Below are 8,928 nucleotides of genomic sequence, written 5' to 3' on the forward strand. Positions count from 1 at the left end.
AAGGTAAGCACATGATTGTCGCTCCTCGACGTATCACGCGACGATGGCCGCATTTCATCGCAATGACACTAGTGTCGTTCTTCCTTAATTGTGGATTGCCAAAGGCGGCAATCGCAGATCCCGTTACCGATGATGGTCGCGCCTTGATAGCGGCCATAGGGGAGAACGATTTTCTTAGCGCTCGCACTATTTTACGCCGCGGGAATGTCGACGGAAATGGATTTGCCGATGGGCGATTCAAGCGGAGCTTTGTGAAGGAAGCTCTGCTGGCGCAGGCTGATGATCGTCTGATTGACCTGCTGATGGAGAACGGCGCGGACCAAGAGGGATGGGACTATTTCGCCGGTCGTTCCTCGAGTGCTTATGCTGTCGCCGTCGGGGGAGTGAAAAGACGCGGTGCTGAATCTACGGTTCGGATCATAAAGGCGCTAAGGAGTAAAAAGTTCGAACATATCCGTGGGGTGAAAGAGAACATAAGCCTCCTTTCAGTTAACGGGCTTCCCTACCCAGACTTCCTCTCCATCGTTGACGAGTTGGCCGCCGATGGAATTGACCTGAAGGGAGAGTTTCGCAACGGGACGCTCAAGATGGTGCGAGTTTTCGATACTGGCTTGGAGGCCACTTGGCCGTATCTTCTTAAAATACTTGATGTGAATGAGGCCGATGCGTGGGGAAATACCATTACGAGCGTATACGCTGGGGCCAATTGCACGGTGGAGGGTTGGCAGGAGGACAATCCAATTTGGTTTTGCAACGAGGATCCTGCCAGGTTGAGGAAGATTGAAACCGCCGTCCATTCGCCGGGGTTTAAGGGAGACACCCTTCTTCAAAAGGCAGGAGGCTGGACCACGTTTGACTATCTGGGCTTCACATCTGGTCAAACGGGGAGTTGCTTCAGCATCCCACGCGACGTCAGTCCTATTCAGGATGAAATTCAGGACTTCGTGAAATCCACCTTCTCTAGAGAACTATCGCAGTGGAGACCTGTGAAAGACCCTTCATGTTCAGTACGCGGCTCGACTGTCATTTGCAAATGCCTGAGGCCGTAAGGCAGGTTTGCGAAGGATGCTCACCGCGACAAAGTCGCCACCAGCTGTGGCTCTTGCTGCTTTTGAGAAAAACATAGCCCCTCGTTTCCCTCTACTAAACTTCGCTTAATGCTTTGAACTCTTGCCCCGGTAAGCCTCTGGCGCTGGCAAAGCTTCGTGTGCCTTCGCCAGCGTCTCCAACCACGCAGCAAGTTCGGCCGGAACTTCCTCGTTCCCGGCTTCTAGCGCTTCGATCCATGACAGCTCGCACTGCAGCGCCGACGCGATATTGATCGGGGTCCATCGGATATGGAGCAGACATTCGCTAAATCGTTCGTTCGTCATGGCAACAGGCTCCTAGTCGGCGTCCGAATTGCACCAGCCTGTCATATAAGTTGCTGGAGTCAATCACTGCGGCTCGGCGCCTACTTCAATACCCTCCTGGACGGGACATCGCGCTTCGGTTGCCGCAGCGACTGCCATCAGCAGCCATGTCGTAGTTGGAATAGCAGTTTCCAGGGTAGCCCCGATACGATGGATACCACACCGCGGGCAATGCAAGCCTTCTGGGATGCGTCACCATCGATATGGAAGCAAATGGCGCCACCAAAGGCCACAAGATCGGCTTCATGAACACGATCAACGAGTATGCCATGGCAGGCGGGTTTGCATCTCGAATGACGACGTCGGTAGGGGTTTCGCCGTCGACGACCTCAGATCCACTTCTCCAAACCATTGGAGGATATCGGCGGGGAACGCGTGAGTTCGCAAAGTTGCCCGATTTCAGCACGCGCCAGGAAGAGGACGTTGTGGAGGCTCGTACGTTCCGGCCGTTCAATGAAGCGCTGAAGCACAGGAATAGCGGACTACGACGGCAAGGAAGCTCTCTTGCCGAACCGCCTGCTGGGCTGGGCGCCGAGCGCGTTGCCTAGAGCCTTAAATTAGCTATCTGTTAACCATATTAATTAGAATTGTCGCTATCTTGGCGAAATGCTTCGCAAATTTGCCACGAAAGCCACATGATTAAAGTCTCGTTAGGTTGGTGGGATTAGGGGTGTCTGGCCCAGATCGGGGCAGATTTCTTAACCATAACGGTCTTGAGCGGCGTGGGGCATATGAAACGAGACTACGGGGCGGCGTCATTCGCAACGGGAATGCGATGGGTTGGGCTGTCGCTCATCTGCGCAACGGTTACGGCTTGTGGCACCGCGCCGACGCCGACGAAGCGCTCCCACGGCAAGGAATATTTCTCGGAGAAGGAGTACGGCGTCAAGGCCAGTCCACGGGTTGCGTCCGGCAACAATATCCCGAAGGGCGGCGGTCGCTATATGGTTGGGGACGCATACGTGGTGAAGGGTAAGTGGTACTACCCGAAGGAAGATTTCTCGTACAACAAGGTCGGCATCGCATCCTGGTACGGCTCAGCCTTTCATGGTCGCTTGACGGCAAACGGCGAAGTCTACGACCAGATGCATCTTTCCGCGGCGCATCCGACGTTTCCTCTGCCGAGCTATGCACGTGTGACGAATACGGAAAACGGTTCGTCCATCATCGTGCGTGTTAACGATCGCGGTCCCTATCACGAAGGGCGCATCATCGACTTGTCCAACAAGACGGCGGATATGCTTGATCTGCAGCATAGCGGCACCGGAAAAGTCCGCGTTCAGTATGTCGGCCGTGCCCGCATGGATGGTCACGACATGCCCTATCTGATGGCCTCCTATGTGCCGAAGGGCAGTCGCATGCCGGGCATTAACCCGGGTGGCGGCCTGATCGCAAGCGGCGTCATGGTGGCCTCCAACAGCAAGCGCATAACCGCTGACCAGCTCCAGAGCTTTGGCGGCTTCACGCCTGAGCCGGAGAACGTCCCGGTGCCGGTCTCGGCGACGTCCTATGCCGGCTCGACCCCCAGCGCCAGCTACAATGCCGCGCCCGTTCCGACGCCAATGCCGTCACCGTCCGTTGGTGGCAGCGCACCGCTGGCAGAGCCTACGGCCGGGCAGATGGTCGTTCTGCCGGAATTTGGTCCTTTCCCTTATGAGCGTCCCTTTGGAGGGCCGCAGGGTTCTCTGGCAATGGGGTATCAGGAAGAGGGCGTAAAGACCGTCACGGACGAGCTCGCTTTCGATGCGGTGATGGTTCGCAACGATGGGCTCACGCAGGACGCCATCCTGGCATCCTTCAAACGGCAGAAGGCGGGAGCAGCGCGCGCCGAGTAAAGGCGGCCATTGCGTCGTTCTCGGTCCGCCGCTAGCATCTTCAAGGTCGCCCGAGCTGTGGGGTTTTCGGTGTTGAAGCGTCTCGTTCGCCTCTGTCTCTGTCTTCTGCCTTTTGCAACGGGCGCCGTTGCCGCAAGCAGTGACACCAACGCTTCCTTTGTGACCAAGGCGGCGCAAGCCTACATGATCGAGGGATCGACCGGCACGGTGCTTCTTGCCAAGAACGAGAATCAGACCTTCTCGCCGGCCTCACTTGCGAAGCTGATGACGGTGGACCTCGTCTTCGATGCGCTCGCAAAGAACCAGATCACCCTCGATACGCAATATTCCGTTTCGGAATATGCCTGGCGAACCGGCGGCGCGCCATCGCGCACGGCAACGATGTTTGCCGCACTCAAATCGAGTGTCCGCGTCGAGGATCTCATCAAGGGCGTTGCCATTCAGGGCGCCAATGACAGCTGCATCATTCTTGCAGAAGGGATGAGCGGTGGCGAGCCGGCCTTTGCGGAGGCCATGACGCGGCGTGCCAGAACGCTCGGAATGGAACGGTCTATCTTCGGGAACTCGACCGGGCTTCCGGACGGCAAGAGCAAGACGACCGCGTTAGACATGGTGACGCTGGCCGCAGAACTGCAAAAGTCCTACCCGAACCTCTACTCGTATTTTTCTCAGCCCGATTTCGAATGGAACAGGATCTTCCAGCGTAACCGCAACCCGCTGCTCGGTCTCAGCATGGGCGTTGACGGTCTCGCCATCGGGTTTGCCGAGGGAGAAGGGTATTCGATCGTTGCTTCGGCAGAGCGCGACGGCAGGCGGCTGTTCATGGCACTGGGCGGGATCGCCTCCGATAAGGAGCGCACTGAAGAGGCCAAAAGAGTGCTCGAATGGGGGTTGACTGCGTTCGAAAGCCGCCAGATTTTTGCCGATGCCGAAGTGATCGGCCAGGCCAGCGTATATGGTGGAACCTCGCGCAGCGTCGACCTCGTCGCAAAGACGCCTGTGAGTGTCTACATACCGATCAGCAATCCTGAGCGGCTGTCGGCGCGCATTGTCTATCGTTGGCCGTTGATGGCTCCGGTGGCGGCCGGTCATGAAATAGGGACGCTGCGCATCTTTGCGGCTGGCCGGCTGTTGCGTGAGGTGCCGCTCTATACGAGGGAGACCGTGGCGGTCGGCTCTTTGAGCAGCCGCGCCGTCGATGCTCTGATGGAGCTCGGCGAAACGTTGTTGTTCTCCTGGCTGTGGGACAAGCCCGAACCCATGTGATCGCCATATTCGCCGTTCAGGGTGAGAGTTGTCGTCGGGGCGGTTTCACTTTTCGCTGCCTTCCGCTAGATGTACGGCAGTGGTGCGGGCGAGCGCCGTAATGCAGGAAGTAGTCATTGCCATCCGGTACTGGATTGTTCGTAACGTTTGAAGGCGGGGAGGGCGCGGGAAAGTCGACGCAGATCCGTCGCCTCGCCGAGGCTCTTCGTGGTCGCGGCTACGACGTGCTGTTGACACGAGAGCCGGGTGGCTCGCCAGGCGCGGAAGCCGTGCGTCATGTGCTTCTGTCGGGTGCTGCCGAAGCCTTCGGAACACGAATGGAGGCAATCCTTTTTGCCGCAGCGCGCAATGATCACGTTGAGGAAGTCATCCGACCGGCTCTAATGAGCGGAAAGGTGGTCCTTTGCGATCGTTTCATGGATTCATCCCGCGTCTATCAGGGCGTGACCGGAAATCTGGAATCGGAATTCATCGAGGCGCTGCAGCGCGTGGCCGTCAACGGCATCGTCCCGGATTGCACGCTGATCCTCGATCTGCCGGCGTGGGCTGGTCTGGAGCGTGCCCGGAGGCGAGGTGCGGCCGGCGATGTGAGCCCCGATCGCTTCGAGAAGGAAGAGCTGGAAACCCACGAGAAGCGCCGGGAAGCCTTTCTAGACATAGCTGGTCGGGAGCCGGGCCGTTGCCACGTCATTGATGCGATGCAGACCGAAGAGGCCATCGCTGCGGAGATTGTCGAGATCGTCTGGCAGCGTCTGTCGCATCCGGCTGCGGCGAAGGTAGCGGAGGCAGCGCATGAGTGATGAACGGCCGGGATTGCTCGACGGCGCCATTTGGCCAGCCGAGAACATGAAGCTATTTGGTCACGAAGACGCCGAGGCATTCCTCGCGCAGTCATACCAGTCGGGCAAAGGCCACCATGCGATTCTAATCGAGGGGCCACCGGGCATCGGCAAGGCAACGCTGGCGTTCCGGTTTGCAAATCATGTGTTGACTCATCCTGATCCTGCCAGTGCGCCGGAGCTGCTGAGCGATCCCGATCCGGCCTCGTCTGTCAGTCGCCAGATTGCCTCTGGCGCGTCGCATAACCTGCTTCACCTGGCACGGCCCGTTGATGAGAAAACAGGCAAGGTCAAATCTGCCATCACGGTCGATGAGGTCAGACGGGCAGGGCGCTTCTTCTCACAGACGTCGGGCACCGGCAATTGGCGCATCGTCATCATCGATCCTGCCGATGACATGAACCGCAATGCCGCGAATGCGATCCTGAAAATTCTCGAGGAGCCGCCGAAGCGTGCGTTGTTCCTGCTGATCTCGCATGCGCCGGGGAAACTGCTGCCAACAATTCGCTCGCGCTGCCTGCCGCTGAAGCTTGCGCCGCTTGAAGACAGCACCCTCGGCGCGGCGCTCGCACATCTCGGTATCGAGGCTGCCGATCGCGACCTTCTTGCGGCCGCGAACGGCAGCGTCGGAGAGGCGCTGAAGCTGGTGAACTATGGCGGCGGCGAGATCATCGCCGCCTACAACGAGGTTCTGCAAGCGCAGGGACCATCAGCCCGGCGCGCGATGCACCGGCTAGCGGATGCGCTTTCCGGCAAGGACAGTGACACGATCTTTGAATTCTTCACCAGCCATGTCGGCGAAGATCTGATGCGCAAGGCACGGGCCGCAGCGATTGCAGGGCAGGTTGCGGTCGCCGAGCGGCTGGCCCGCCTACATTCCGACATCGGCGAGCGGCTGACGGTTTCGGATGCCTACAATCTGGATCGCAAGCAAACGATCCTCAGCATCCTCGGAGACATCAAACAACCTGGTCCTTGATCAGGTCGCGAGCAGCTTCCACGCGACGACGGCAAGCGTTAGCGCCAGCACGATGCGGATTGTCCGTTCATGGAGCTTCGGTGCGATCAGGCTGCCGGCGATGATCCCGGGGATAGAGCCCACCAGAAGTGCAAAGAGCATTCCCCAGTCGATCTCGCCGATCATCCAGTAGCCCATACCACCGATCAGCGTCAGCGGAACGGCGTGGACGATGTCGGAGCCGACGATCTCGCGAACATCAAGGCGCGGGTAAAGCACTAGCAGCACGGTCACGCCGAGCGCTCCTGCGCCCACCGACGTCAGGGTCACGAGGATCCCGAGCACCAGGCCAAGCACGGTCGTCCAGATGGCGATCGTGATCGGCTTGGGCGGAGAGCGCTCTCCAATGGAGCGAAGCGCAAGTGCTAGCGCCTGCTTGCGAAAGACCAGCATGAATGCGGTCAGGACAAGCAGCCAGCCAAGGGCTGTCGTGATCGTGTGGGCGACGTCGACGCTCTTGCGGTCGACACCTGCCATGAGCCAGAGCATCAGCAGGGCGGCCGGAACGCTACCGGCGGCAAGACAGCCGACAACGCGCCAGTTCACTCTGCCGTGCATGCCGTGCACTGCCGTTCCGGCCGTCTTGGTAACAGCGGCGTAGAGCAGATCAGTTCCGACGGCTGTGGCTGGATGAATGCCGAAGACAAGCACCAGCAAGGGCGTCATCAGTGATCCGCCGCCGACGCCTGTAATGCCGACAAGAGCGCCGACGAGAAGCCCCGAGAGGGAATAGAGGGGATCGAAACTGGAAAGGACGGTCAAACAGCCGACCTCGAGCCTGCGCGTGAAATGATGCTGCCGAGTGCTGGAGATGTCACGTCGCTGATGCCCCGCCTTTGAGTTTTCTTTGGGTAGAATGCGCCTAAAATCGAGTCAAGTGCAGCACGCCCGCGATCGCCAAATCGCCGATGCTTTCAAAACTTGGTGTTTCGCTTCGCCATGACATGCGCTAAGAGCGGCTGACAAATTTTATAGAGTAAGCCGGACAAGAATGGCCGCCATGACAGACAAGACACCCTTCTACATTACCACCGCGATTTCCTACCCGAACGGCAAGCCGCATATCGGCCATGCCTACGAGCTGATCGCGACGGATGCCATGGCGCGCTACCAGCGCCTCGACGGCAAGGATGTCTTTTTTCTGACCGGCACCGACGAGCATGGCCAGAAGATGCAGCAGACGGCGCGCGCCGAAGGCATCTCGGCGCAGGAGCTTGCCGATCGCAACTCCGGCGAATTCGAGTCGATGGCGAAACTTCTCAACGCATCGAATAACGATTTCATTCGCACGACGCAGGAGCGTCACCACCAGACATCCCAGAACATCTGGAATCTGATGGCCGACAATGGCGACATCTACAAGGATTCCTATGCCGGCTGGTACTCGGTGCGCGACGAGGCCTACTATCAGGAAAACGAGACCGAGCTGCGCGCCGATGGCGTGCGCTACGGTCCGCAAGGCACGCCTGTCGAATGGGTGGAAGAGGCGAGCTACTTCTTCAAGCTCTCTGAATACCAGGACAAGCTGCTGGCGCACTACGAAGCCAATCCGGATTTCATCGGGCCGGCCGAGCGTCGTAACGAGGTGATCTCGTTCGTCAAGTCAGGGCTCAAGGATCTCTCGGTCTCGCGCACGACGTTCGACTGGGGCATCAAGGTACCGAACGATCCTGCCCATGTGATGTATGTCTGGGTCGACGCGCTGACGAACTACATTACCGCGACCGGCTATATCGAAGATCGGAGTGGCCCTCGAGCCAAGTACTGGCCGGCGGATGTGCACATCATCGGCAAGGACATCATTCGTTTCCATGCGGTCTATTGGCCGGCATTCCTGATGTCCGCGAAGCTGCCGCTGCCGAAGCGCGTCTTCGCGCATGGCTTCTTGCTCAACAAAGGCGAGAAGATGTCGAAATCGCTCGGCAACGTCGTCGATCCGGTCAATCTCGTGAACCATTTCGGCCTTGATCAGGTGCGCTACTTCTTCCTGCGCGAGGTTTCCTTCGGCCAGGACGGCAGCTACAGCGAAGAGGCGATCGGCACTCGCATCAATTCCGACCTAGCCAACGGGATCGGCAACCTTGCCAGCCGTTCGTTGTCGATGATTGTCAAGAACTGCGACGGCAAGATTCCGGAATGTGGTTCGCTGACGGACGAGGACAAAGCCATGCTGGCGCAGGCCGACGCGCTGCTCGCGTCGACGCGTGACGACATGGGCAAGCAACTCATTCATCGTGCGGTGGCCGCGATCATAGCGGTCGTTTCCGAGACCGATCGCTATTTCGCAGGCCAAGAACCGTGGGCGCTGAAGAAGACCGATCCGGCGCGCATGGGCACTGTGCTTTATGTCACGGCCGAGGTCGTGCGCCAGATCGCCATCCTGCTGCAGCCCTTTATGCCGGAATCGGCCGGCAAGCTGCTCGATCTCGTGGCTGCTCCCGCTGAAAAGCGCGACTTCGCAGCGCTGGGCGAGGCCGGTCGTCTGGTTTCCGGCACGCCGCTCGAAGCGCCGAAGCCGGTCTTCCCGCGCTACGTCGCGCCGGAAGCGTGAGGATGTC

At 59.0% G+C, this 8,928-nt stretch carries 8 protein-coding genes; 6 read left to right on the forward strand and 2 right to left on the reverse strand.

Annotated features, from left to right (window positions below; genetic code table 11):
• Nucleotides 1-62: 62 nt before the first annotated feature.
• Nucleotides 63-1,049 carry a hypothetical protein gene (locus PMI09_RS11855; RefSeq protein WP_244423759.1) on the forward strand — a complete coding sequence of 329 codons (987 nt, stop codon included), beginning with the start codon at nucleotides 63-65 and terminating at the stop codon, nucleotides 1,047-1,049.
• 105 nt (nucleotides 1,050-1,154) lie between these two features.
• Here the strand turns inward: PMI09_RS11855 and PMI09_RS11860 are convergent, their stop codons facing one another.
• Nucleotides 1,155-1,373 carry a hypothetical protein gene (locus PMI09_RS11860; protein WP_007793480.1) on the reverse strand — a complete coding sequence of 73 codons (219 nt, stop codon included), beginning with the start codon at nucleotides 1,371-1,373 and terminating at the stop codon, nucleotides 1,155-1,157.
• Between the two features lie 770 nt (nucleotides 1,374-2,143).
• Between PMI09_RS11860 and PMI09_RS11870 the strand changes: the two genes are divergently transcribed.
• The 4 genes from PMI09_RS11870 (at nucleotide 2,144) to PMI09_RS11885 (ending at nucleotide 6,331) form a co-directional block, all read left to right on the forward strand.
• Entirely contained in the window at nucleotides 2,144-3,247 is a 1,104-nt protein-coding gene (locus tag PMI09_RS11870) for a septal ring lytic transglycosylase RlpA family protein (protein ID WP_007793483.1), read from the forward strand.
• Nucleotides 3,248-3,316: 69 nt separating this feature from the next.
• Nucleotides 3,317-4,513, forward strand: coding sequence for a D-alanyl-D-alanine carboxypeptidase family protein (locus PMI09_RS11875; RefSeq protein ID WP_037082898.1), 1,197 nt, complete (start codon nucleotides 3,317-3,319; stop codon nucleotides 4,511-4,513).
• Between the two features lie 116 nt (nucleotides 4,514-4,629).
• Entirely contained in the window at nucleotides 4,630-5,313 is a 684-nt protein-coding gene (gene tmk, locus PMI09_RS11880) for a dTMP kinase (RefSeq protein WP_007793489.1), read from the forward strand.
• Nucleotides 5,306-6,331: a DNA polymerase III subunit delta' gene (locus PMI09_RS11885; protein WP_007793494.1), complete on the forward strand. Its 1,026-nt coding sequence runs from the start codon at nucleotides 5,306-5,308 to the stop codon at nucleotides 6,329-6,331. Before tmk ends, PMI09_RS11885 begins: the two co-directional genes overlap by 8 nt.
• Here PMI09_RS11885 and PMI09_RS11890 read toward each other — a convergent pair whose 3' ends face one another.
• Nucleotides 6,332-7,132 (reverse strand): sulfite exporter TauE/SafE family protein, encoded by an 801-nt coding sequence (locus PMI09_RS11890; RefSeq protein WP_007793497.1) that lies wholly within the window; start codon nucleotides 7,130-7,132, stop codon nucleotides 6,332-6,334.
• 238 nt (nucleotides 7,133-7,370) lie between these two features.
• Between PMI09_RS11890 and metG the strand changes: the two genes are divergently transcribed.
• A complete protein-coding gene (gene metG / locus PMI09_RS11895; RefSeq protein ID WP_037082901.1) occupies nucleotides 7,371-8,921 on the forward strand; it encodes a methionine--tRNA ligase in 1,551 nt (516 codons plus the stop codon).
• Nucleotides 8,922-8,928 lie beyond the last annotated feature (7 nt).

It is taken from the genome of Rhizobium sp. CF122, assembly GCF_000282035.1.
Classification (GTDB): Bacteria; Pseudomonadota; Alphaproteobacteria; order Rhizobiales; family Rhizobiaceae; genus Rhizobium.